Origin of the sequence: Kosakonia sp. MUSA4, from assembly GCF_013085925.1 — a bacterium.
GTDB classification, from domain to species: domain Bacteria; phylum Pseudomonadota; class Gammaproteobacteria; order Enterobacterales; family Enterobacteriaceae; genus Kosakonia; species Kosakonia sacchari_B.
Map to the genome: position 1 here is coordinate 4,721,835 of NZ_CP025697.1, position 24,460 is coordinate 4,746,294.

Sequence of the window (24,460 nt, forward strand, 5' to 3'; positions counted from 1 at the left end):
CGTTATCAGGCTGTGGAATTTACGCCGACGGGTTGACCAGCAGTTGCCCCACCGAGCCGCGATCGGCCATTTCCAGCGTCTGGCTCTGGAACTGAAAAGGAAAGTGCGGCCATGAAGGCTGGCCGAACCACACCAGCAGTTCAACCTGCCCGTCGATCCACACCGTATCTTTCCAGCCCCGATCTTCCGGGAACGGCAGCGCGCCATTCACGTTGCGCACGAGGAACATCACGCCTTCAATGTGGAATGACTGCGGCATCTCTGCGCGCACGGTCCAGCGTTCCCATGTCCCTTGCTGAGCGGTGATATCAATACGCTGCGTGTCCCACAATTGACCGTTAATGCCCGGATCGCTGCCCAACGTAATATCGCGGCTGCGCGTCGGCGTGCCAGCCAGGACATCAGACGGCAGCAGGCGCATCGGCAGTGTATCAGTCACCAGCGGCAGCAGCCCGGTCGGACGCAGCGTCAGCACCAGCGTGGAGATCAAAATGCTGGAGGGTTCAAAGATGCCGCGCAGTCTGTCCATCAAACTCGCCGCCTCGCCGCAGGTGATCGACACTTCATCGCCGTTGGTCATATCCACCAACACTTCGCGACGCTCGCCGGGCGCCAGCGACAGTTGTTTCACGGAAACCGGCGCAGGTAAAAATCCCTGATCGCCCGCAATCACATGCAGCGCGCGGCCATCGCTCATTTGCAACTGATAGCGGCGGGAGTTGGAGGCATTCAGCAAACGCAGGCGCACCCACCCGCGCGAGACCTCAACGTACGGGCTTTGCGCGCCGTTCACCATCAGGGTATCGCCAACAAATCCACCGCTTCCCGGCTCGCTGTACTCCGGCGTACCGAAGTTATCCAGCCTTTTGTCCTGAATAATGACCGGAAAATCATCCACGCCGTAGTGGTTCGGCACCGGCAGCGATTTGCTGATTTCGTCTTCCACCAGCCACATACCGGCAAGACCGCTGTAAACCTGTTGAGCGCTGCGGTTCGGCGTGTTGGCGTGATACCACAGCGTCGCTGCGCTCTGGCGGATCGGCAGCACCGGCGCCCAGTCGTTGTTCGCCGTCATCATCCGCGCGGCACCGCCCATCAACGGGCCAGGCACCTGCAAACCACTGACGGTCATGGCGACATTCTCTGCCAACCGGTTACTGTAAATCAGCTTAACGTCGTCACCGTTCCAGACGCGAATGGTCGGCCCCAGGTAACGCCCGTTAATGCCGGAGACCTGCGCACGGGTGCCGGTAGCAAATGACCAGTGCGCGCGTTGCAGCGTCATAAATAGCGGCTGGCCGCGTCGCGATTCCAGCAGAGGAGGAACCGGCAGCGGGGGTTGCTGCCCGGCAGCATTTGCCCTCAGCGGCACCGCGCCTGCACAAAGCGCAACTCCTGATGCCTGAAGAAACTGACGCCGACTGAGTGACATATTTGCTCCGTGTAAAACTAACTCAATACGCCGAAAGCGATACCGCCGCCGGACTTTCCTGGTGACGAAAGATTAAACCCGACCGGCTGCTTCGCGTTCGGCAACTTCTTTATCCAGCTCTTCAATCTTTTTTGCCATCAGATCATGGCAGTGCATCGCCAGTTGGCGAACCTGATCTTTACCAAACTGCGCCACATCGATAGGCGGCAGCATCTCAACAATCGCCAGCCCGTTACGCAGGCGGTTAAGGTTGATTTTGTTAGAGGTGGTGGAAACGCAAACCGGGATAATCGGCACGCCCGCCGCAATCGCCGCATGAAACGCGCCGGTTTTAAACGGCAGCAGACCGCGTCCACGGCTGCGGGTGCCTTCCGGGAACATCCAGACCGAGATATTGCGTTTCTGGATCTGTTTCACCACCTGAGCAATGGTACCGTGCGCTTTCGCACGGTTATCACGGTCGATCAGCAGGTTACCGGCCAGCCAGTAAAGCTGGCCGAAAAACGGGATCCACAGCAGGCTCTTTTTGCCCACTGTCACCGTTGGTGGCAGCACAATGCTGGACGCCGTAACCATATCGTAGTTGTTCTGGTGGTTGGCGATGTAAATCGCGTTACCGAATTTCTCAGCGCCCGGCGGCAAACGGGTTTCCACTTTCAACCCAAGCACCGGCGCAAGGCGGCCAAACATATGGCCGAACGTGGCGACATGCTTAGGATTACGCGGACTAAACAGACAGTAGATTGACCCGAATACGCACACCAGAATGGAGTAAACAACAACGATGATCATACGAAAAATGAATAGCATAGCGACCTCTGAAGCCCATACCTTTGAGCATAATATCCATGCCTGCAATGACGCTAAAACAGGCTGTGCCACCAATGACCATTACCTGGTCTGGACTTTTGTGTTATGCGGCCTTTAAAACAACGTATTGTTAATCGCAATGCACGAATAAACAACGCTTTTACGGGAAATTTTACGTGTACATGCGCCTCTCCAGGAAGGAGAGGCGCACACTTTAGGAAGATTATTCTTCGCTATCGCCTGCCGTCGGACGGGAAGGTGCATCAATCTCCACGCGGTCGATTTTCTGCAAGCCGCGCATCAGCGTACCGCGGCGTCCGCGCTCGCCCTGCACTTTCTGCAACTCTTCCGGACGCAGTTTGATTTTACGTTTGCCGACGTGAATGGTCAGCGTGCTGAGCGGCGGCAGCAAATAAAGATGCGCCAGGCCATCAACACCTTTCGCCGCATCCGCCGACGGGATGCCGATGATCTTGTTGCCTTTGCCTTTCGACAACTGTGGCAGCTCGCTCACCGGGAACATCAGCATGCGCCCTGCGGTGGTGATAGCCAGCAGCATATCGTCATCGTTGTCGATCGCCAGCGGCGGCATCACTTTCGCCCCATCCGGCAGGCTAATCAGCGTTTTACCAGCGCGGTTCCGCGCGACTAAGTCGTTGAAGGTGCAGACAAAGCCGTAACCGGCATCGGAAGCCATCAGCAGCTTCTGATCGTCGCTACTCATGATCATATGCTCAACCGTCGCGCCCGGCGGCAGCGTCAGCTTACCGGTTAACGGCTCGCCCTGGCCGCGCGCAGACGGCAGCGTAATCGGATCGATAGCGTAGCTGCGCCCGGTGGTATCAATAAACACCACGGGCTGGTTGCTCTTACCTTTCACCGACGCTTTCCAGCTGTCGCCAGCTTTGTAGCTCAAACCCTGCGCATCGATGTCATGGCCTTTGGCGCTGCGCACCCAGCCCATTTGCGACAGCACGATAGTGACCGGCTCAGACGGCTGCATGTCATGCTCATTCATCGCTTTCGCTTCTTCACGCTCATGCAGCGGCGAACGGCGATCGTCGCCAAATGCCGTGGCATCAGCCTGCAACTCTTTCTTCAGCAGATTGTCCATCTTGCGCTCGGAAGCCAGGATCGCCTGCAACTGATCGCGCTCTTTTTCCAGCTCGCTCTGCTCACCGCGAATTTTCATCTCTTCCAGTTTGGCGAGATGACGCAGTTTTAACTCAAGGATCGCTTCCGCCTGCGTTTCACTGATGCCAAAACGCGACATCAACGCCGGTTTCGGCTCATCTTCAGTACGGATAATGTCGATCACTTCGTCGATATTGAGAAACGCCACCAGCAAACCTTCAAGGATATGCAGGCGCTTAAGCACTTTCTCCAGACGATGGTTCAGACGGCGGCGTACGGTATCGCGGCGGAACGCCAGCCATTCGGTCAGGATCTCCAGCAGGTTTTTCACCGCCGGGCGACCATCCAGACCGATCATGTTCAGGTTGATGCGATAGCTCTTTTCCAGATCGGTGGTGGCGAACAGGTGATTCATCACCTGCTCCATATCCACGCGATTAGAGCGCGGCACAATCACCAGACGCGTCGGGTTTTCATGATCCGACTCGTCACGCAGATCGTCGACCATCGGCAGCTTTTTATTGCGCATCTGGGCAGCAATCTGCTCCAGCACACGCGCGCCGGAAACCTGATGCGGCAGCGCCGTGATCACCACTGCGCCATCCTCTTTTTTCCACACCGCGCGCATGCGCACCGAGCCGCGACCGTTCTGGTAAATTTTACGGATTTCAGCGCGGGAGGTGATGATCTCTGCTTCGGTCGGATAATCCGGCCCCTGCACAATATCCAGCAGTTGCTCGAGCGTGGTTTTTGGCTGTTCAATCAGGGCGATGGCGGCGTTTGCCACTTCGCGCAGGTTGTGCGGCGGAATGTCCGTCGCCATCCCGACCGCAATACCGGTGGTGCCGTTCAGCAGGATGTTCGGCAACCGCGCAGGCAGCATTTTCGGCTCCTGCAACGTACCGTCGAAGTTCGGCACCCAGTCAACGGTGCCCTGGCCCAGTTCACTGAGCAGCAGTTCGGCATATTTCGACAGGCGGGATTCGGTATAACGCATGGCGGCGAAGGACTTCGGGTCGTCCGGCGCGCCCCAGTTGCCCTGGCCATCCACCAGCGGATAGCGGTAGGAGAACGGCTGCGCCATCAGCACCATCGCTTCGTAACAGGCGCTATCGCCGTGCGGGTGGTATTTACCTAATACATCACCGACCGTACGGGCGGATTTTTTAAACTTCGCGCTGGCGTTCAACCCCAGCTCTGACATTGCGTAAACGATGCGGCGCTGAACCGGCTTCAGGCCATCACCGATAAACGGCAACGCACGATCCATGATGACGTACATGGAGTAGTTCAGGTATGCGTTTTCCGTAAATTCATGCAGCGCAAGGCGCTCTGCCATATCGCTCATTAATCGAGATTCCTCAACGTATGCGACCGCCTGTGCGGCGGCAATATTGCCGCAGATACTACCTTATCTGCGGCTAAGAGTCATAGCGATGAGCGATTTTTCGCGCGCAGCAGGCGCTTACGGAGTGACTTTACGAATCTCTTTGACGTCGATTTCCACGGAATTCCAGTCTTTATCGACTTCGCCCTGAATTTCGACCGCATCCTGTGGCCCGACCGTCACGCCTTTCCAGCGCTTATGGCTAATCTCGATATTGATGGTGCCGGTTGCATCCTTAAATAAATAGGTATTGTCAGAGAGGCGCTCGACAATGTTGCCACGCAGCGTAACCCACGCATCGTCACGCAGCGATTTAGCGCTTTCGACGGTAGCTTTGCTGCTGTCCGGCCCGGTAAATCCACCGCTCTGCTGCGTGGAACCCGGACCGGTAAAGCCCCCCTGATTCGCCGCGAAAGCGGGGGCGGAACACAGTGCAATAGCGGCGATAATTGCAGAAATCTTCTTCATCTTTTCTCTCCCTTTTCCTGTGGTTTCCGCTCATTTAACCTGCAACTTCTTAACAACTTCTTAAGGGGCGAAAAGAAAAATTTCCGCTGTACATTACTTGTCACAAGCGGTTTAACTGCATGAAAGTCGAGTGTGAAAGGAGGCGATGTGCGCATTTTATTGATTGAAGATGACACGCTCATCGGCGATGGCATCAAAGCCGGGCTGAGCAAAAAAGGATTTAGCGTTGACTGGTTCACCGAAGGCAAGCAAGGTCAGAGCGCACTGTTTGCCGCACCTTACGATGCGGTGATCCTGGATTTGACGCTGCCAGGCATTGACGGGCTGGATATTCTTCGCCACTGGCGCAGCCAAAAACGCAGCGAACCGGTATTGATCCTCACCGCCCGCGATGCCATTGACCAGCGCGTCGAAGGTTTGCGCCTGGGCGCTGACGATTATCTGTGCAAACCTTTTGCGCTGGTCGAAGTCGCCGCCCGGCTGGAAGTGCTTATTCGCCGCACTCACGGGCAGACGCAAAGCGTGCTGCGACACGGCCCGGTAACCCTTGATCCGGCCAGTCTGATCGCCACGCTGGAGGGCGAAACGCTGGTGTTAAAGCCGAAAGAGTTTGCCCTGCTGGAGCTGTTGCTGCGCAACGCCGGGCGCGTGTTGCCGCGAAAATTAATCGAAGAGAAACTCTATAACTGGGACGATGAAGTCTCCAGCAACGCGGTCGAAGTGCACGTCCATCATTTGCGGCGCAAGCTCGGTAGCGCGTTTATCCGCACCGTTCATGGCATCGGTTATACGCTGGGAGACGCATGAAAATCGCCCGTCCACTGAGCCTGCGTCTGCGCCTGACCCTACTCTTCTTTCTGCTGGCGATGGCGGCCTGGCTGTGCGCCAGCCTGGTGGCCTGGGATCAGACGCGTTCAAAGCTCGATAACTTGTTCGATACGCAGCAAATGCTGTTTGCCAAACGCTTAAGCGTGATGGAATTTGAACAGCTTAAAAACCCCGCGCCACAGATCGCCAGCAAGAAGATCAAACACGGTCATCTGGACGATGACGCGCTGGCATTCGCCATCTATTCAACCGACGGCAAAATGCTGCTACACGACGGCGAAAACGGCAAAGAGATCCCTTACAGCTATCGGCGCGAAGGTTTTGATAATGGCCATTTGCGCGACGATGATGAACGCTGGCGTTTTCTCTGGCTGACCGCACCGGACAATACCTTCCGCATTGTGGTCGGCCAGGAGTGGGAATATCGCCAGGAGATGGCGCTGGACATCATTACCTCCCAGCTCACGCCCTGGCTGGTCGCCCTGCCATTAATGCTGATCTTACTGATCGTACTGCTGAGCGTTGAATTGCGACCGCTGAAAAAACTGGCGCTGGCGCTGCGTCATCGCGCGCCGGATCTCGCTCAACCCCTCAATACGCAAGGCGTGCCCAGCGAGGTGCGGCCGCTGGTCGATGCACTGAATCAGCTTTTTGCCCGCACGCACACCATGATGCTGCGCGAGCGGCGCTTTACCTCTGATGCCGCGCATGAGCTGCGTAGCCCGCTGGCGGCGCTGAAAGTACAAACCGACGTGGCGCAGCTTTCCAATGACGACCCCGAAGCGCTGCAAAAGGCGCTCTCCCAGTTGCATCGCGGCATTGATCGCGCCACACGCCTGGTCGATCAGTTGCTCACCTTATCAAGGCTGGATTCGCTGGATAATCTGGCGGATATCGAAACCGTTGCGCTGGAGAATGTGCTGCAAGCAGCCATCATGGATATCTACCACCCGGCGCAGCAGGCGGGCATTGAAGTGCGTTTACATCTGAACACGCCTTCCGTCAGCCGCGAGGGCCAGCCGCTGTTACTCAGCCTGCTGATCCGCAATCTGCTGGATAATGCGATCCGCTACAGCCCGCCGGGAAGCACGGTGGATGTCACGCTGGATACCCACTCACTGACCGTGCGGGATAACGGCCCCGGCATGAGCGAGGAGATGCAAAAGCACGCCGGTGAGCGTTTCTACCGCCCGCCTGGGCAAAGCGCCACCGGCAGCGGGCTCGGTTTGTCGATTGTTAAACGCATCGCCAGGCTGCATCACATGTCGGTTTCCTTCAGCAATCATCCTGACGGAGGCTTTGTCGCGCAGATAACGTGGTAGCGCGATTATTGCCCCCAACGTAAAAGTCTTTGCACATTTTGCCAATTTTTCCGTACCGATGTTCAGGGTAACATTGCCGTCATTCGATTTTGATTGAGGACATCCCATGAGCAACATTCTGATTATCAACGGTGCGAAAAAATTCGCGCACTCCAATGGTCAACTGAACGACACCCTGACCGAAGTCGCGGAAAGCTATCTGCGCGACCTCGGACATGATGTTAAAACCGTGCGTACCGACGGCGATTACGACATCCAGGCTGAAGTGCAGAACTTCCTGTGGGCCGACACCATTATCTGGCAGATGCCGGGCTGGTGGATGGGCGCGCCGTGGACGGTGAAGAAATATATGGACGACGTGTTCACTGAAGGTCACGGTTCACTGTACGCCAGCGATGGCCGTACCCGTTCCGATGCCTCCAAAAAATACGGTTCCGGCGGCCTGATTCAGGGCAAAACCTATATGCTGTCGCTGACATGGAATGCGCCGATGGAAGCATTCACCGAGAAAGATCAGTTCTTCCACGGTGTCGGCGTTGATGGTGTTTACCTGCCGTTCCACAAAGCGAATCAGTTCCTCGGTATGGAAGCGCTGCCGACCTTTATCACCAATGACGTGATTAAAATGCCGGACGTGCCGCGTTATATCGCAGAATATCGCAAGCATCTGGCGGAGATTTTTGCTTAACTGTGTAGCTGGACTTAGAAGGAGTTAGCCAATTATGTTGACAGTTATTGCCGAAATCCGTACCCGTCCGGGGCAGCATCATCGCCAGGCGGTACTCGATCAGTTCGCGAAAATCGTTCCTGTTGTGTTGCAGGAAGAGGGTTGTCACGGCTATGAGCCGCTGGTCGATCACGCTGCGGGCGTTAGCTTCCAGGCTACTGCGCCGGATTCCATTATGATGGTGGAGCTGTGGGAAAGCGTGGCGCATCTTGAAGCGCACCTGCAAACGCCACACATGAAAGCGTGGAGCGAAGCGGTCAAAGGCGACGTGCTGGAAACGCATATCCGTATTCTGCAAGCGGGTCTTTGAGCATTCCTCCTCACCGCGCGGCGAGGGAAGTGACGAAAGCCGGATAAGCGCAGCCGCTATCCGGCGTTTTTATTTCTGGCAGTACAGTTTCCAGCTCTGCGAAAAGCGCGCCAGCGCCTGCACATAGAAGTAATCCCCCAGCTACAGCATTCATCCATCCCTTCGCGATATCGCCGCGCGGGTGGGATTTTCTGACGTCACCTGGTTTCAAAACGCCGCTGACTGTTGCCCGTGGCGCGCTTTTGCTATGGTGAGGCACTGATAATTCTGCGGAAAAAGACGTATGGAACGGCTGGATTGCGATCGCATGTTTGTGGCGGTGATGGAAACGGGCAGCTTTACCGGCGCGGCGCTACGCTGCGGTACCAGCCACGGCCAGGCGTCAAAACTCATCTCCCGCCTGGAACAGGAGTTGGGCGTTAATCTGCTGCGGCGCAGCACCCGCTCGCTGACGCCAACCGAAGTGGGGCTGGCCTATTACGACCGTATCCGTCAGTTGCTGATTGATTACGATGCGCTTAACGATGCGGTACGCAACATCGCCAATGCGCCCTCCGGCTTGCTGCGCATCTCTGCGCCCGTCACGTTTGGCACTTCCCAGCTCACGCCGCATCTGGTGGCGTTTGCCCGCCGCTACCCGGAAATCGAACTGGATGTCAGCTTTGCCGACCGTCTGGTCAACGTGGTGGATGAAGGGTTTGATGTTGCCCTGCGCATCGGCGCGCTTTCCGACAGCAGCCTGGTGGCCCGCCGCCTGTGCGCGATCCGCAATGTGGTGGTAGCCTCGCCGGATTACCTTGCCCGACAGGGTGAGCCCACACACTGGCAGCAGCTTGAGCAGCACAGCCTGATTGTTGATACCAACTTCCGCGATCCCTGGCACTGGCCTTTCCTCGATGAGCACAAACAACTGCATCTTCAGCCGGTGCGCGGACACAGTAAATTTTCCAACGCTGAAGTGTGTCTTGAAGCTGCCTGCGCCGGCCTGGGCGTGGCGCGTATCCCGGTGTTTGTCGCCGGTAAAGCGTTGAAAGAGCAGCGCATAAAACCGGTGCTCACTGCCTATGAAGCTCCACCGCTGGCGCTGTTCGCCGTTTATCCGCCCGCCCGTTACCTGGCGCAGAAATCCCGCGTGCTGATCGATTTTCTGGTGGACGCTTTCTCGCTGCAGCCGGAATGGGAACAGGGGTGGTGATAATTTCCAAAATGGAAATAAACATCCCTGTTTTACGCGGATAATTTTCCAGCCGGAAAGACTTTACACTCCTCTCATCAACTGACTGAGAGGAACACCACCATGTTTGACCAACGCACTACTCCGTATGCCGCACTGATTATGCGCCTGGCGCTCGGTATTCTGTTTCTGGCGCACTTTAGTCTGAAATTTTTCGCCTTCACTCCGGCGGGCACCGCGAAATTCTTCGCCTCACTCGGTCTGCCAGGCTGGCTGGCGTATATCACCATGGCGGTTGAACTGGTCGGAGCGATTGCCCTGATCCTCGGTGTTTACGCGCGTATTGTGGCGATTGTGCTGATCCCGATTCTGCTCGGCGCTATCTTCACCGTTCATGGCCCTGCCGGTTTCTTCTTTACTAACCCGAACGGCGGTTGGGAGTTCCCGGCCTTCTGGATTGTTGGTCTGTTAACACTGGCGCTGACGGGCGACGGCAAATTTGCCCTGAAACCCACCCCGGTAAAAGGCTAACGGAGGCGGCATGCTGATTGAGGGTAAATGGACGGCCGACTGGCACCCGGTTCAGGCCACCGACGAGAAAGGCGGTTTTGTTCGCCAGACCTCCAGCTTTCGCCACTGGGTGACTCCGGACGGCGCGCCCGGTATCACCGGCGAAGGCGGATTCATCGCCGAACCTGGCCGTTACCATTTGTATGTGGCGCTCATTTGCCCATGGGCCTCGCGCACGCTGATTGCCCGCAAGCTGAAAGGGCTGGAATCGGCGATCAGTGTGTCAGTGGTTGAACCGTGGCTGCTGGATGAAGGCTGGCACTTTGGCGACTACCCTGGCGCTGACCGTGACACACTGAATCAGGCGGAATGGCTGCACCAGCTCTATACCCGCGCCGACCCGCGCTTTACCGGGCGCGCAACGGTGCCGGTGCTGTGGGATAAGAAAACGCATACCATTGTTAATAACGAGTCGGCAGACATTGTCCGCATGCTGAACAGCGGCTTTGGTTCGCTGGCAAACAACGCGGTCGATCTCTATCCGGCGCACCTGCGCGATGAGATCGACCAGTGGAATGCGGAGATCTACCCGAACCTCAATAACGGGGTCTATCGCGCCGGTTTTGCCACCACCCAGGTGAGTTACGAAGAAGCGGTGAACGATGTGTTCAGCCAGCTTGATAAGCTGGAAAACCACCTCGCCCGGCGCCCGTTCCTGTGCGGCACGCAGCTTACCGAGGCAGATATTCGCCTGTTCGTCACGCTGGTTCGCTTCGATGCGGCTTACCACGGATTGTTTAAATGCAATCTTCGTAAGCTGGCGGAGTATCCGCATCTGGATCGCTATCTGCGCGAAATGCTGGCGGTTCCCGGTATTCGCGAGACGGTGAATATTGACCATATCAAGCAGGGTTATTACTCGATTAAGGCCCTCAACCCCAATGGTATTGTTCCGCAAGGGCCAGATTTACGCGCTTACGGGCTGTAACAGGAAGCGATAATGAAAAAATTAATTGTGCTGTTGCACGGCGTCGGTAGCCGCGGCTCGGACTTGCAAGGGCTGGGGAAATACTGGTCGCAAACCCTCGACGATGTGATTATCGCCACGCCGGACGGGCCGTCGCCTTTTGATATGGGGCCAGGTTTCCAGTGGTTCAGCGTTAACGGCATCACCGATGAAACGCGCGCCGCGCGGATTGCCGAAGCCCGCAGCGCCTTTAACGCCACCATCAACGGCTTGCTGGAGAAATACGATGTGCAGCCCGGACGAGACAAGCTGGTGCTGAGCGGTTTTTCGCAAGGGGCGATTATGTCGCTGGATGCGCTGGTTAACGCCCAGTGGCCGCTGGCGGCGGTAGTAGCGTTTTCCGGTCGTCTGGCCTCGGCGCAACCGTGGCAACCTGCGCCGCATACGCCGGTGCTGCTGGTTCATGGCGCGAGCGATCCAGTTATTAGCTATCAGGAGAGCCAGCGCGCTGCCGAACAGCTTGGCGCGGCGGGTGTCGATGTTGACACCTATTTTGAAGCGGGCGTACCGCACACCATTACGGCGAACGGTGCGATGAAAGCGGCGAACTTCCTGCTGCCGCTGCTTAACCGCGTAGATTAAGAGAGCAAAAGGGATGCCGCCCGGCATCCCTTGTTTTACGCCACCAGTTGCTGCATGACCTTGATAAACGCGGCTGTCACCTGCTCTTCCTGCACGTGACGCCCCTCTTCAATCACCCAGCGTCCTCCGGTCATCACCCTTTTTATCGGGTTCGTCGAACAGGCGAAAATCCAGCGGTTCAGACGTTCACGATCGCCTGCGGCGGCAAGGAAGGGATCGCGGCTGTCGAGCAACAGCATATCCGCGCGCTCACCTGGCGCCAGTTGACCAATCGCCTGCCCCAGCGCGCGGCGTCCACCCTGCAATGCGCCCTGATACAACACATTGCCGATGTACGGTTCATCCGGCAGATGGAGCAAGTTGCGCCGCCGTTTGTTTAACCGTTGCCCGTACTCAAACCAGCGCAAATCCTCACTGACGCTGACGCTGATATGGCTGTCGGAGCCAATCCCCCAGCGCCCTTGCTGTGCAAGATAGTCTGGCCCCGGGAAAATACCGTCGCCAAGATTGGCTTCGGTGGTCAGACACAGGCCCGCCACTGCGCCGGAAGCGGCAATCTGTTGGGTTTCCTGCGGCGTAAGGTGCGTAGCGTGAATCAGACACCACCGCTCATCTACTGGCATATGCTGGTAAAGCCACTCCACCGGACGCAGCCCGGACCAGGCAACACAGTCATCGACCTCTTTTTGCTGCTCGGCAATATGAATATGCACCGGCTGCGGTTGCGGGCAGGCGTTGAGCACGCTCTGCATCTGCTCCGGCGTAACGGCCCGTAGCGAGTGGAAACACAGCCCGGTACGCTGCATCGGCTCAGCAGCAAGCTGCGACGTCAGCGTCTCATGCAGCGCCAGATAGCCTTCTGTATCGTGAATAAAGCGGCTCTGTCCGGCGGTCGCTGGCTGCCCGCCAAAACCGGCGAAGCTGTAAAGCACCGGCAGCAATGTCAGGCCAATGCCCGCTGTTTTCGCCGCTTGCGAAATACGCAACGCCAGCTCGGCAGGCTGCGCATAAGGTTTTCCGCCGCGATCGTGGTGCAAATAGTGAAACTCGGCAACCGAGGTATAACCGGCCTTCAGCATTTCGATGTACAGATAGCTGGCGATGGTTTCCAGCTGTTCGGGGGTGATTTTATCCACCAGCCGGTACATCAAATCGCGCCATGTCCAGAAGCTGTCTGCCGGATCGCCCACCACTTCGGTCAGCCCGGCCATGGCGCGCTGAAACGCGTGCGAATGCAGGTTTGGCATACCTGGCACCAGGAAACCGTCCAGGCGAATTGTGTGGTCGTCTGGCTGACTACCGCTTTCCAGCGCGGTGATGATGCCCTGCGCGGAAACCGTAATGCGGACATTCTCCGCCCAGCCCTGCGGCAACAATGCTTTTGCCGCGAAATATACCGTCATATATCCCCTCACCGCCTGCCGTTATAGAAGATGTATATACATGTTTATATATATACATCCAATTGTGCGTAGAGTAAACTTCAACGGTTATCCGGCCGAGGAAAGGGTTAATGGAGCAAAGCGAAATTTTTAAAGCAGTCGCAGGCGAGACGCATCTCGATCAGCCCGCCCCTTTCTATGAAAGGGTGAAGAGCATGATCAAAACCAATATCCACAGCGGTGCCTGGCCGGTGAACTACCGCGTGCCGTCCGAAAGCGAGCTGGTCAGCCAGTTTGGCTACAGCCGGATGACCATTAACCGCGCGCTGCGTGAACTGACCGCCGAAGGGCTGCTGGTGCGCATGCAGGGCGTTGGCACCTTTGTCGCCGAAGTGCGCGGGCAGTCGGCGCTGCTGGAAATCAACAACATTGCCGATGAGATTGCCAGCCGCGGCCATCGTCATCACGCCAGAGTGCTGGAGCTGACCCAATTGCATGCGGATGCCCAGCAAGCGCTCTCCTTTAATCTGCCGAAAGGCAGCCGCCTGTTCCATTCGCTAATTTGTCATTATGAAAACGGCGTTCCGGTGATGCTGGAAGACAGGCTGGTGAATGCGCTGATTGTGCCGGACTATCTGCAACAGGATTTCACCCGTATCACCCCGAATGCCTATCTCTCTTCCATCGCACCGATTATCGAGGGCGAGCATATTATCGAAGCCGTGAACGTGCCCCGCAGCGAGTGCGTTTATCTGGAAATCGATGAGCACACCCCCTGCCTGCAAGTGAACCGCCGCACCTGGACCGGTCGTCAGGACAAGAAAATCGTCACCAGCGTGCGCCTGGTCTATCCGGGTTCGCGCTACCGCCTGGAAGGAAGCATGCGCAAATGATACTGCTGCCTTACAGCGGCTACGCAGAGATGCGCTGGAAAAATGGCCAGGGCGTCACCCGCGAAGTGTGCCGTTTTCCCGCCAGCGAACAGTATGACTGGCGCATATCGGTGGCGACGATCCGCGAAGATGGCGCGTTCTCACGTTTCTCCGGCTACCTGCGAAATATCAGCGTGCTGGAAGGCGAAGGCATGTTTCTGACGGTTGATGACCAGCGCAGCGCGTTAATCCCGCCTTTTCAGGCAACGGATTTTAATGGCGACAGCGAAGTGTTTTGCGAGGTCGTCGGCGGGCCGTTACTCGATTTCAACGTGATTTATCGCCGTGAAACCACCCAGGCAACGGTGCGCTGGCTGCGCGATGGCGCATGGCAGCATCAACAGGGAACGATGCTGCTGTTCAACGCCGGAAAGTCGCTTGATGTCACCGTCGAAGGTGAACGCCATACTCTGCAACATTACGACAGCCTGCTTATTGATACCCCGGCGACGGTTGCCGTCCCCGCAGGCAGCGACACGCTTTTCGCCTGCGTGACGCTGGCATCCCGTTAACGCCCGCTAAACTGCGGCGTCTGCCGGTTCTGAAACGCCGCCAGCCCGGCGGCGCGATCTTCACTATCGGCAATCAGCGCCGAGAGCGCCCGCTCATACGCCACGCCCGCACTTAATGGCATTTCGTAGCTGGCCAGCACCGCTTTTTTGATCATCGCGGCCGCCAGCGGCGCGGCTTTGGCGATTTGTCGCGCGACGCTTAGCGCCTGCGCTTCCAGTTCATCCGGCTGAACCAGTTGGCTAAGCAGCCCCGCCTGGCGCGCCTCTTCGCCATTGATGCGTCTGGCGCAAAGCAGCATCTCCATCGCCAGCGATTTCCCGACCGCGCGCACCAGCCGCTGGGTGCCTCCGGCGCCCGGAATAATGCCGATGTGGCTTTCCGGTAACCCAAACTGCGCCGTGGTGTCGGCAATAATGATGTCGCACAGCAGCGCCAGCTCCAGCCCACCGCCGAGCGCGTAGCCTGAAACGGCAGCAATTAATGGTTTTTCGATGGCGGCAATACGATCCCATTTCTCGCTAAAACCGCTGCGCCATAAGGTGATGGCGGAAGCCGACGCCAGCGTGCCGGTATCCGCTCCGGCGGAGAAGGCTTTCGGGCCGCCCAGCAGCACAATGGCGCGCACCTGCGGATCCTGCTCAAGCTGCTGAAGCGTGGTGACCAGCGCATCCAGCATTTCTGCGGTCAGGGCGTTATATTTCTGCGGGCGATTCAGCGTAACAATGGCGACGGCATCTTCATGGCGGCAAACAATATCATTCATTGTCCGCGCTCCTCGCCGTCAGGCGGGTGACGATCGCTTCACGGTGACGCATTGCCGCCGCCGCGCTTTGCTCGTCCCAGGAATAAAAGCCTTCCCCGCTTTTCACTCCCAGTTGTTTCGCCGCGACTTTCTCCAGCAGCCAGGACGGCAACACCGTGCTGTTATCCAGCGCGGGCAGCAATATCCCGGCGACTTTCTCGACCGTATCCAGCCCGGCGAAATCCATCAGTTTCATTGGCCCCATCGCCGCCCAGCGCGGTGCCAGCGTACGCTGCACTGCACGGTCAACATCCTCAACCGAGCCAATCCCGGCGCTCACCAGGTAGAGCGCCTCGCGCAGCATGGCGTATTGCAGGCGATTGATAATAAAGCCCGGAATGTCCTGATTCACGGTGATGGTCTCTTTACCAAGTTGTTCGCACAAATCGCGAACGCGCTGGCAAACGTCGTCAGCGGTTTTCTCGCCGCGCACAATTTCAATCATCGGCATGGTATCTGCCGGGTTAAACCAGTGCATACCAATCAGCCGCTGCGGGTTACTGAGCACCGATGCCAGCTGCGTGATGGAGACGCTGGAAGTATTGGTGGTCAGCAGGCAGTCGGCGGAAACCTGTGGCTCAATGAGGCTAAACAGGTGCTGTTTGAGCGCTACATCTTCCGCCACGTTTTCCGACACCATATCCGCGCCTGCCAGGCAGCTTTCCAGCGATGTGCTGTACTGCACATCGGCCTGAGCGACCCGCGATTCGACAATCGCCTGAGCGTTATCCAGCGTTTCCTGCGAGCGGGAATAGAGACTGACGCGACAACCCGCGCGGGCCATCACGACAGCAATACGTGCGCCCATGGTTCCGGCGCCAATCACCGCTACATTGTTAATTTGCGACATGCTTTTCTCCACTAAATCACGCCCTGCGTTTGCAGTTGCGCGAGCGTTGCCTCATCCATACCCAGCACTTCACGTAATACCGAGAGCGTATGTTCCCCCAACACTGGCGGGATCAACGCCGGTTCGCCCGGCGCACCGCTCATTTTCACCGGCTGCGGCACAATGGAGATCGCGCCTGCACGCGGGTGCTGGGTCTGTTTCACCAGTTCGCGTTCCTGAGCGTAATCGCTGTCAAGGATCTGGTCGAGGCGCAGCACCGGCGAGGCCGGAACGCCAGCGCGATCCAGCACTGCCTGCGCGTCGCTGACGCTTTTATCTGCCAGCCAGCGTTCAATCTCTTCGCGCAATGGCTGTTGATGCGCCAGCCGCTGCGGATCGCTGGCAAAGCGAGGATCGTCCACCAGCGCGGGATTTCCCATTGCACCGGCAAGCTGGCGGAAGAGTTTGTCGTTGGCGACGGCAATAACAATATGTCCATCCTGCGCCCGGTAGCTGTCCATCGGCGCGCTGATCGGGTGCGCATTACCGAGCCGCCCGGCGCTGGGCTGGCCGCCGAGCCACTGGGTTAACGACACCATTTGCAGCGTCACCATGGTATCGAGCATCGAGACATCCAGATGCTGGCCTTTGCCGGTAATGCCACGCTGAAGCAGCGCCGCCAGTACCGCCCAACTGCCATACAGCCCGGCGACCACATCACCAATCGCATCGCCAACGCGCGTGGGTTCGCCGTTCGCCCAGCCAGTCACCTGCATAATGCCGCCAATCGCCTGGATGATATGGTCGTAAGCCGCTTTATGCGCCAGCGAACCTTGCTGGCCAAAGCCGGAAATGCTGACGTACACCAGCCGCGGATTGATGGCCTGTAGCGTCGCGTAATCGATCCCCAGCCGCTGGGTTACGCCGGGGCGAAAGTTCTCCACCAGCACGTCCGAACAGGCGACCAGATCTTTGAGGATCGCTAAGCCCTGCGCGCTTTTCAGATCCAGCGTGACGCTTTTTTTGCCGTGGTTGAGCTGCATAAAGTAGCTGCTCTCACCGTTGATATGCGGCGTAAAAGCGCGGGAATCGTCGCCGCTGCCCGGCATCTCGATCTTGATAACTTCAGCGCCAAGATCGTTAAGCAGCGAGGCGCACCACGGGCCCGCCAATACGCGCGACAGATCGAGTACCCGTACACCACTGAGCGGCTTAATGGCTTCACTCATCAGCCCCCTCCTTAATCAGTACAGCGAGCTGGCAGCTCAGTTCGCCATCCGCGATCAGATCGCGGACGGCGTGCATATCGGTGTACAGCGGCGTATCGGTTTCACGAAACGCCACTTGCTGGCGCACCTGCGACAGCGTCAGTTCCGCCCCCACCGAGGCGCGTAACGGGCGGTGAAATTCAATTGCCTGACAGGCGCACAGCAGTTCAATCGCCACGATGTCCACGGCGTTTGCCACCGCCTGCATCGCTTTTCGCGCCGAGGAAACGCCCATGCTGATATGGTCTTCCTGCCCGGCACAGGTGGAAACCGTATGTACGCTGGCGGGCGCCGCCAGGCTGCGGTTATCCCCGGCGAGCGCGGCGGCGACATACGGCGGGATCATCATCCCGGAATTGGCCCCGCTTTTGCCGACCAGAAACGCCGGTAAGCCGCTGAGATGCACGTTGGTGATACGGTCAGAGCGCGTCTGCGACGCCGTACTCAGTTGCGCGATAGCCACCGCCAGCGCATCGAGCGCCAGCGCCAACGGCGCACCGTGACCGTTGCCGCCAGGCAAAATCACCAGCGCATCGTCTTCAATTAAAAACACCGGGTTGTCAGTCACCGAATTGAGTTCAGTGGTGACGATATGACGGCAATGCGCCAGTTGATCGCGCACCGCGCCGTGAATTTGCGGGATGCAGCGCAAGCTGAGCGCATCCTGCACCCGATGGTCGCGGTAACGCTGAAGGATCTCGCTGCCGTGCAGTAAGCGGCGCAAAATCTGCGCCGTTTCTTGTTGCCCGTCATGGGGACGCAGAGCGTGCAGACGCGCGTCATAGCCGCGAGTGTTGCCTTTCAGCGCTTCGAGACACATGCCGCCAGCCATATCCGCGACCGGCAGCAACTGTTCGAAATCCCGCACCGCCAGACAGGCCAGTGCGGTAATTTCGTAGGTGCCACTGATCAGCGCGTGCCCTTCGCGCGGGCCGGGAATGCGCGGCGCAATGCCCGCTTTCGCCAGCGCTTCGGCGGAGGGCAACAACTCGCCCTGATACCAGCACTGCCCTTCGCCAAACAGCGATAAGCCGATATGCGCGGTCGCAATCAGATATCCCACGGAACCGCTGGCAGGCGACCACGGCGTCACCTGCCGGTTCAGCATCAGGCACATCCGCTGCGCCAGTTCAGCGCTGACGCCGCTGTAGCCCTGCAGCAGCGATTTCAGCATCACCGCCATCATCGCCCGCACTTCCCGCACCGACAGATCCGGCCCCATCCCGCAGGCATGGCTGCGCAGCATATTGAGCTGTACGCTGGCAATTTGATCCGCAGAGAGACGCTCAGTTACCAGGTCTCCCACGCCGGTCGTCAGACCATAAATCACCTTCCCTTCAGCAATCGCGTTGTGAATGTAGCCGCTGACCTTATCCATTTGCGCCAGCGCATCATCAGCCAGAACCACCGGCGCGCCATCGGCAATGCGCACCAGTTCATCAATGGTGGTGGCGGCAATGCCTAAGGTGACCGCATCCGCCTGCGGCGTGGAAGAACGGGTTGTTATCGTCATCTCGCAGCCGTTCCTTACTTGCTCAGTTGGTGTTTAACCAGCCACTGGTGCGCCACATCATCAATGCTGGCGAACTCAGCAAGCTGTTCGTTCATGGAAATCAGATCTTCGGTGGTGAGCTGCGCGGAGATTTTGTTCAGCGTGCTTTCAATGGTCGGGTTCAGCGTACTGCTGGCGACAATCGGCACGATGTTCTGCGCGGCAAACAGGTGCTTCGGATCTTCCAGCGCGACCAGGTGATCTTTTTTGATCTCCGGCGTTGTGGAGGTCAGGTCAGCGACCTGGATCTGGTTGTTTTTCAGCGCCGTCAGCGTCAGCGGGCCAGCGACATCCAGCACTTTGAAGGTTTTGAAATTCAGACCGTAAACGTCACGCAGGCCGGGAACGCCTTCATGACGGGTTTTCCACTCCGCCGGGCCGCCAAGCACTAACTGCGCCGCGACAGGCTTCAGATCGTCGATGGTTTTCAGTTTGTATTTGTCGGCCGTTTTCTTGGTTACCGCCAGCACATCGCTGTTCTGCGCCGTGGAAGTGTTGAGCATTTTCAGTTTTTCCGGCAGCTTAGCGGCCAGCGCTTTCGCTACATCTTCCGAGCTGTGCGCTTCGTTTTTCTCATCCAGGTAGCTCAGCAGCGCGCCGCTGTACTCCGGGATCACAGTGATGGAACCGTCCAGCAGCGCCGGGATATAGACTTCACGGCTACCAATATTGAGTTTTTTCTCAACGGGAATATTTTGCGCTTCCAGCGCCCCGGCGTAGATGGTCGCCAGCAGCTGGTTTTCCGGAAAATCCGCCGAACCAATAATCACTTTCTGACCGGCATCAGCAGCCCAGACAGAAGAAGCGACAGACAGCAGCGCGGCACTGAACAACGTTAAATAGCGTTTCTTAATCATCTTATTAACCTTCTGTAATTAAAGGACTCAACATCACTGGTTTTTGGTTTTCCGGGTGATGCCCGGTGAAACCACGACTTTCCCTGAAAGCGAAAAAAAGAGATCAATGATCAATGCCAGCAGCGCGACGAGGATGGCCCCGGCGGTCATCTGCGCAAAGTCATTGGCGGCGCGCCCGTCGATAATCAATCGCCCCAGGCCGCCGAGTGAAACGTATGCCGCGATGGTCGCGGTGGAGACAATTTGCAGTGCGGCGCTGCGGATCCCGGAGAGGATCAGCGGCATTGCGCAGGGCAACTCGACCTGCAACAGCACCTGAAGCGGCGTCAGACCAATCCCTTTTGCCGCGTCATGCACGCTGGGATCGACAGAACGGATACCCGCATGTACGCCCAGCGCCACTGGCGGTAGCGCCAGCACCACCAGCACGATGATGCAGGGCAAAACAAAGGCCATATCCGATTCGAAATAGCCCGCCAGCAGGATCACCAGCAAAATAATCAGGCCAAAAGAGGGCAACGAACGCAGGGCGTTGGTGGTGCCAATCAGCATCGCCTCCCCTTTCCCGGTATGGCCGGTATAGCAGCCGACCGGAAAAGCAATGGCAACGGCAATCGCCAGCGCCGCCGCGCTGTAACCGATATGCTGCAACAGCAGCGGCACAATGCCGTCGTCGCCGTACCAGTGGCTGAGATCGAGAAACCATTCACTCATCAGTTATCCCCTTTGCGGTTGCCAACGGCTTAAAGAACGGGTTATCGCCACCACCAGGCAATCCAGAATGAAAGCCAGCGCGATGCACAGCACAATCCCGGCGATAATCGGGGTGAGGAACTGAAGCTGAAAGCCCTGGGTAAACAGCGAACCTAGCTGCGGCGCGCCAATCAGCGCGGCCACCGACACAATGCTGACGTTAGAAACCACCGCCACGCGCAGCCCGGAACCGATCACCGGCACGGCAAGCGGCAGGTCGATCTGCAAAAATTGCTGTAGTGGTTTGTACCCCAGCGCGAAAGCGGACTGGCGGGTATCTTCAGCAACGGAATCCAGCCCGTCGCACACGGTTCTTACCAGCAGCGCGAAGCTGTAAATGGTCAGCGCCACGACCACGTTGATCGGGTCGAGAATCTGCGTATTCAGCAACGGCGGCAGCAGCACGAACAGCGCCAGCGAAGGAATGGTGTACAGCAGGCCGAACAGGTTCAGCACAATCCCTTTCACTTTCGGCAGGTTGTTCACCGTCCAGCCCACCGGGATCGCCAGCAGCAGGCCGATCAGGATCGGCGTAATCGACAAATAGCAGTGCCAGAGCAGCAGGTTGAGGATCCTGTCGCTTTGCCCCCACAGCCAGTCAAATCTCATAGCGCCTCCTGGGTCAGCGACTTGCAGGCATCCAGCACATTTTCCAGCGCCAGCGATCCCAGCGGGGCAAGCTGTTCATCAACCACCACGGCGCGATGGCAGGGAGAGCTGAGCGCCGAATCCAGCAACTGGCGCAGCGTGCCGCCCTGCGGAGAAAACGTCGCGCCGAGATTCACGTTTTCCGGCGCAATCACCGTGACCTGCTGATGCGTGTCAAACCAGCCGCAGGCTTTGCCCTGCTGCGTTACCAGCAGCCAGCGTTGCGCGCTGACACCACGCGCCTGCGCAAGAGTGGCGCCCATTTCGATGGCCGGTTCCGCCTGCAACGCGGTCAGCGGCGCGGAGGTGTGGAAACTGAGTTTGCGATAACCGCGATCGCGGCCAATGAAGTCGGCAACAAATTCGCTCTCCGGCGCATTCAGCAATTCGCCCGGCGTCGCCAGCTGCGCCAGCTTGCCGCCGGGTTTCAGCACCGCAACGCAATCACCCAGTTTCATCGCTTCATCGATATCGTGGGTGACCATAATGATGGTCTTGCTGACCTCTTTCTGAATGCGCAGAAACTCTTCCTGCAACTGTTCACGCACCACGGGATCGACGGCGCTGAAGGGTTCATCCATCAGCATAAATTCCGGGTCGGCAGCCAGCGCGCGCGCCACGCCGACGCGCTGCTGTTGCCCGCCGGAGAGCTGCCACGGGTAGCGTTTCGCCAGTTGCGGCGCCAGACCGACCACTTCCAGTAATTCCGCCGCTCTGGTCCTGGCTTTGCTTTTCGCCGCGCCATTAAGGATGGCAGTAGTGGCGATGTTATCGATGATGGTTTTATGCGGGAACAACCCGGCATTCTGGATCACGTAACCAATGCGCCGACGCAACTGCACCACATCCATCTGCGCGGTGGATTCGCCATTGAGCAAAATCGTGCCGGAAGAGGGTTCGACCAGCCGGTTGATCATGCGTAATGAGGTGGTTTTGCCACAGCCCGACGGCCCTACCAGCACGGTAATCTTGCCTCCTGGCGCGACAAAGTTCAGGCCATCGACCACGACGGTACCGTCGTCGTAATGCTTGGTCACATTGTTGAAAGTAATCATCGTTACGCCTTATGGTCATCATTTGCCGTCCCGTTGTGACGGCGATGCAAAAATGCTTTATGTATATCCTTGTATGTACAACTTGCAAGCCATGTGCCATAACGTAATCGCAACATATACCGATAAATTAAAAATCATATAAAACAATAATATAATAATATTTCGTTAATAAAATCAGTATAACCTGGCAGATTACCCCTGCTTGATTGCCCTGGTCTCTCGCCATAAAACAGCGCATAGATGCACTTAAAATGATCACTTTTCTGCCGTTAAGCACAATAATGGTGCAGGAAAGCGCGCTAAAATCCTTACCCTCAGCGCCACGTAAAAAAGCAAATAATTACAAATTACTGTTTTTTATAGATAATAAATAAATAGATCAAAGTGGCACCATATGTGCTTATCATGTATATACAAGACAACATCAATAAGCATTTATTCTGCTATCAAACAAAGAAGGTAAACCGCATGAGTAGTGAATTTTCCCGTTATCGTGATGTTGAGATCAGAGCGCCGCGCGGCACGACATTGAATGCGAAAAGCTGGCTGACCGAAGCGCCGCTGCGCATGCTGATGAACAACCTTGATCCCGAAGTCGCGGAAAACCCGAAAGAGCTGGTGGTTTACGGTGGGATTGGACGTGCAGCGCGTAACTGGGAGTGCTTTGACAAAATGGTGGAAGCACTGAAGCAGCTTAACGATGACGAAACGCTGCTGGTGCAGTCCGGCAAACCGGTCGGCGTGTTTAAAACCCACAGCAATGCGCCGCGCGTACTGATCGCCAACTCCAACCTGGTTCCCCACTGGGCTACCTGGGAGCACTTCAACGAACTGGACGCCAAAGGGCTGGCGATGTACGGCCAGATGACCGCAGGCTCCTGGATCTACATCGGCAGCCAGGGGATCGTTCAGGGCACCTATGAAACCTTCGTCGAAGCGGGTCGCCAGCACTATGACGGTTCGCTGGTCGGCCGCTGGGTGCTGACCGCCGGTCTGGGCGGTATGGGCGGCGCACAGCCGCTGGCCGCCACGCTGGCGGGCGCCTGCTCGCTGAACATTGAGTGTCAGCAATCCCGCATCGATTTCCGCCTGCGTACCGGTTATGTGGATGAGCAGGCAACGGATCTGGACGATGCGCTGGCGCGTATTGAACGTTACACTCGCGAAGGCAAAGCTATCTCTGTTGCGCTGCACGGCAATGCGGCGGAAGTTTTACCGGAACTGGTTAAACGCGGTGTCCGACCGGATATCGTGACCGATCAAACCAGCGCCCACGATCCGCTGAACGGCTATCTGCCGATTGGCTGGCAGTGGGAAGAGTATCGCGAACGCGCGAAGACAGAACCCGCAGTGGTGATTCAGGCGGCGAAAGCCTCAATGGCAGAGCACGTTAAAGCGATGCTCGCCTTCCAGCAGCAGGGCATTCCAACCTTCGATTACGGCAACAATATTCGCCAGATGGCGAAAGAGATGGGCGTCAGCAACGCCTTTGATTTTCCGGGTTTTGTGCCCGCCTATATTCGCCCGTTGTTCTGCCGCGGTATCGGGCCATTCCGCTGGGCCGCGCTCTCCGGCGATCCGGAAGATATCTATCGCACCGATGAAAAGGTGAAAGAGCTGATCGCGGATGATGCGCATCTGCACCGCTGGCTGGATATGGCGAAAGAGCGCATCAGTTTCCAGGGCCTGCCAGCACGTATCTGCTGGGTTGGTCTGGGGCAGCGCGCGCGTCTGGGGCTGGCGTTTAACGAAATGGTGCGTCGCGGCGAAGTCTCGGCACCGATTGTCATTGGCCGCGATCACCTGGACTCCGGCTCCGTTGCCAGCCCGAACCGCGAAACCGAGGCGATGAAAGATGGCTCCGATGCGGTTTCCGACTGGCCGCTGCTGAACGCCTTGCTTAATACCGCCAGCGGCGCAACCTGGGTTTCCCTGCACCACGGCGGCGGCGTCGGCATGGGCTTCTCACAGCATTCGGGGATGGTTATCGTCTGCGATGGCACGGATGAAGCGGCAGAACGTATCGCCCGCGTACTGCATAATGATCCGGCGACGGGCGTGATGCGCCATGCCGATGCAGGCTATGATTCCGCTGTCGCCTGTGCCAAAGAGCACGGCCTCAACCTGCCGATGATTACCAAGTAAAACCGGCGGCGCG

24 protein-coding genes are annotated in these 24,460 nt (G+C 57.6%); 11 read left to right on the forward strand and 13 right to left on the reverse strand.

What is annotated here, in order from left to right; all coding sequences use genetic code 11:
* Positions 1–19: 19 nt before the first annotated feature.
* The 4 genes from ftsP to C0557_RS22390 form a co-directional block, all read right to left on the reverse strand.
* Positions 20–1,432, reverse strand: a complete 1,413-nt coding sequence (ftsP, locus tag C0557_RS22375; protein WP_074772552.1) for a cell division protein FtsP — start codon at positions 1,430–1,432, stop codon at positions 20–22.
* A 72-nt stretch (positions 1,433–1,504) separates the two neighbouring features.
* Positions 1,505–2,242, reverse strand: coding sequence for a 1-acylglycerol-3-phosphate O-acyltransferase (locus C0557_RS22380; RefSeq protein ID WP_208661240.1), 738 nt, complete (start codon positions 2,240–2,242; stop codon positions 1,505–1,507).
* A 223-nt stretch (positions 2,243–2,465) separates the two neighbouring features.
* On the reverse strand, positions 2,466–4,724 hold the full coding sequence (gene parC / locus C0557_RS22385; protein ID WP_208661242.1) for a DNA topoisomerase IV subunit A: 2,259 nt from the start codon (positions 4,722–4,724) through the stop codon (positions 2,466–2,468).
* 117 nt (positions 4,725–4,841) lie between these two features.
* Positions 4,842–5,231 carry a YgiW/YdeI family stress tolerance OB fold protein gene (locus C0557_RS22390; RefSeq protein ID WP_208661244.1) on the reverse strand — a complete coding sequence of 130 codons (390 nt, stop codon included), beginning with the start codon at positions 5,229–5,231 and terminating at the stop codon, positions 4,842–4,844.
* 147 nt (positions 5,232–5,378) lie between these two features.
* Here C0557_RS22390 and qseB point away from each other — a divergent pair, with 147 nt between their 5' ends.
* The 8 genes from qseB (at position 5,379) to C0557_RS22430 (ending at position 11,711) form a co-directional block, all read left to right on the forward strand.
* Positions 5,379–6,038, forward strand: a complete 660-nt coding sequence (gene qseB, locus C0557_RS22395; protein ID WP_074772542.1) for a quorum sensing response regulator transcription factor QseB — start codon at positions 5,379–5,381, stop codon at positions 6,036–6,038.
* Positions 6,035–7,381: a quorum sensing histidine kinase QseC gene (gene qseC / locus C0557_RS22400; RefSeq protein ID WP_208661252.1), complete on the forward strand. Its 1,347-nt coding sequence runs from the start codon at positions 6,035–6,037 to the stop codon at positions 7,379–7,381. The genes qseB and qseC overlap by 4 nt, the downstream gene beginning before the upstream one ends.
* Before the next feature lie 106 nt (positions 7,382–7,487).
* Positions 7,488–8,069 (forward strand): NAD(P)H-dependent oxidoreductase, encoded by a 582-nt coding sequence (locus C0557_RS22405; RefSeq protein ID WP_074772536.1) that lies wholly within the window; start codon positions 7,488–7,490, stop codon positions 8,067–8,069.
* Between the two features lie 34 nt (positions 8,070–8,103).
* Positions 8,104–8,418, forward strand: a complete 315-nt coding sequence (locus C0557_RS22410) for a putative quinol monooxygenase (protein ID WP_035889666.1) — start codon at positions 8,104–8,106, stop codon at positions 8,416–8,418.
* 283 nt (positions 8,419–8,701) lie between these two features.
* Positions 8,702–9,613, forward strand: a complete 912-nt coding sequence (locus tag C0557_RS22415; RefSeq protein ID WP_208661260.1) for a LysR family transcriptional regulator — start codon at positions 8,702–8,704, stop codon at positions 9,611–9,613.
* A gap of 102 nt (positions 9,614–9,715) precedes the next feature.
* Complete coding sequence (locus C0557_RS22420; RefSeq protein WP_208661262.1) at positions 9,716–10,123, forward strand: DoxX family protein; 408 nt, start codon at positions 9,716–9,718, stop codon at positions 10,121–10,123.
* A gap of 10 nt (positions 10,124–10,133) precedes the next feature.
* Positions 10,134–11,090, forward strand: coding sequence for a glutathione S-transferase family protein (locus C0557_RS22425; protein WP_208661264.1), 957 nt, complete (start codon positions 10,134–10,136; stop codon positions 11,088–11,090).
* A gap of 12 nt (positions 11,091–11,102) precedes the next feature.
* On the forward strand, positions 11,103–11,711 hold the full coding sequence (locus C0557_RS22430; protein WP_208661266.1) for an alpha/beta hydrolase: 609 nt from the start codon (positions 11,103–11,105) through the stop codon (positions 11,709–11,711).
* A gap of 35 nt (positions 11,712–11,746) precedes the next feature.
* Here the strand turns inward: C0557_RS22430 and C0557_RS22435 are convergent, their stop codons facing one another.
* Positions 11,747–13,114, reverse strand: a complete 1,368-nt coding sequence (locus C0557_RS22435) for a formimidoylglutamate deiminase (RefSeq protein ID WP_208661268.1) — start codon at positions 13,112–13,114, stop codon at positions 11,747–11,749.
* 110 nt (positions 13,115–13,224) lie between these two features.
* Between C0557_RS22435 and hutC the strand changes: the two genes are divergently transcribed.
* On the forward strand, positions 13,225–13,986 hold the full coding sequence (gene hutC, locus C0557_RS22440) for a histidine utilization repressor (RefSeq protein ID WP_208661270.1): 762 nt from the start codon (positions 13,225–13,227) through the stop codon (positions 13,984–13,986).
* Entirely contained in the window at positions 13,983–14,537 is a 555-nt protein-coding gene (locus tag C0557_RS22445) for a HutD family protein (protein ID WP_208661277.1), read from the forward strand. The genes hutC and C0557_RS22445 overlap by 4 nt, the downstream gene beginning before the upstream one ends.
* Here the strand turns inward: C0557_RS22445 and C0557_RS22450 are convergent.
* Genes C0557_RS22450 through C0557_RS22485 form a run of 8 tightly spaced genes read right to left on the reverse strand, consistent with a single transcriptional unit; the run spans position 14,534 to position 22,302 of the window.
* Entirely contained in the window at positions 14,534–15,301 is a 768-nt protein-coding gene (locus C0557_RS22450; protein ID WP_208661279.1) for an enoyl-CoA hydratase-related protein, read from the reverse strand. The two genes, C0557_RS22445 and C0557_RS22450, sit on opposite strands and share 4 nt — an antisense overlap.
* Positions 15,294–16,190, reverse strand: a complete 897-nt coding sequence (locus tag C0557_RS22455; protein ID WP_208661281.1) for a 3-hydroxyacyl-CoA dehydrogenase family protein — start codon at positions 16,188–16,190, stop codon at positions 15,294–15,296. The genes C0557_RS22450 and C0557_RS22455 overlap by 8 nt, the downstream gene beginning before the upstream one ends.
* A gap of 11 nt (positions 16,191–16,201) precedes the next feature.
* Positions 16,202–17,398 (reverse strand): CaiB/BaiF CoA-transferase family protein, encoded by a 1,197-nt coding sequence (locus tag C0557_RS22460; RefSeq protein ID WP_208661284.1) that lies wholly within the window; start codon positions 17,396–17,398, stop codon positions 16,202–16,204.
* Positions 17,391–18,950 carry a histidine ammonia-lyase gene (hutH, locus tag C0557_RS22465; RefSeq protein ID WP_208661286.1) on the reverse strand — a complete coding sequence of 520 codons (1,560 nt, stop codon included), beginning with the start codon at positions 18,948–18,950 and terminating at the stop codon, positions 17,391–17,393. The genes C0557_RS22460 and hutH overlap by 8 nt, the downstream gene beginning before the upstream one ends.
* Before the next feature lie 14 nt (positions 18,951–18,964).
* Positions 18,965–19,846, reverse strand: a complete 882-nt coding sequence (locus tag C0557_RS22470; RefSeq protein WP_208661288.1) for an ABC transporter substrate-binding protein — start codon at positions 19,844–19,846, stop codon at positions 18,965–18,967.
* A 33-nt stretch (positions 19,847–19,879) separates the two neighbouring features.
* Entirely contained in the window at positions 19,880–20,560 is a 681-nt protein-coding gene (locus C0557_RS22475; protein WP_208661290.1) for an ABC transporter permease, read from the reverse strand.
* 3 nt (positions 20,561–20,563) lie between these two features.
* Positions 20,564–21,208 (reverse strand): ABC transporter permease, encoded by a 645-nt coding sequence (locus C0557_RS22480; RefSeq protein ID WP_208661292.1) that lies wholly within the window; start codon positions 21,206–21,208, stop codon positions 20,564–20,566.
* Positions 21,205–22,302 (reverse strand): ABC transporter ATP-binding protein, encoded by a 1,098-nt coding sequence (locus tag C0557_RS22485; protein ID WP_208661294.1) that lies wholly within the window; start codon positions 22,300–22,302, stop codon positions 21,205–21,207. The genes C0557_RS22480 and C0557_RS22485 overlap by 4 nt, the downstream gene beginning before the upstream one ends.
* Positions 22,303–22,770: 468 nt before the next feature.
* Here C0557_RS22485 and hutU point away from each other — a divergent pair, with 468 nt between their 5' ends.
* Positions 22,771–24,447, forward strand: coding sequence for a urocanate hydratase (gene hutU / locus C0557_RS22490; RefSeq protein ID WP_208661296.1), 1,677 nt, complete (start codon positions 22,771–22,773; stop codon positions 24,445–24,447).
* Positions 24,448–24,460: the final 13 nt, after the last annotated feature.